This is a genomic window from Photorhabdus sp. RM71S (genome assembly GCF_042879355.1).
Lineage (GTDB): Bacteria > Pseudomonadota > Gammaproteobacteria > Enterobacterales > Enterobacteriaceae > Photorhabdus > Photorhabdus kayaii.
Window position 1 is genome coordinate 1 of the sequence record NZ_JBHFKV010000252.1, and the last position, 298, is coordinate 298.

Annotated in this window: 1 pseudogene; it reads left to right on the forward strand. The window is 58.7% G+C overall.

Going from position 1 to position 298, the window contains the following annotated elements:
- A pseudogene (locus tag ACGF5R_RS24770) lies at positions 1-298 on the forward strand (DNA primase); the annotation flags it as partial.

The following is a 298-nucleotide window of genomic DNA, read 5'->3' on the forward strand; positions in this document are numbered from 1 at the left end:
CGCATCACCGCTGACTTAGCCGCCTGTGGCGTCGTGGGGGAAAGCACCAACCTGCTGGCCGGTTACTTAGCGGCGGTCAGTCGCAAGCTGGACCGTCCGCTGGCCGTGCTGATACAGAGCAGTAGCGCCGCCGGGAAAAGTTCACTGATGGATGCCGTACTCAATCTGATACCGGAAGAAGAACGGCTGCAATACAGCGCCATGACCGGCCAGAGCCTGTTCTATCTGGGCGAAACCAATCTCCAGCATAAAATCTTAGCCATTGCCGAAGAGGAAGGGGTACGGCAGGCCGCCTATG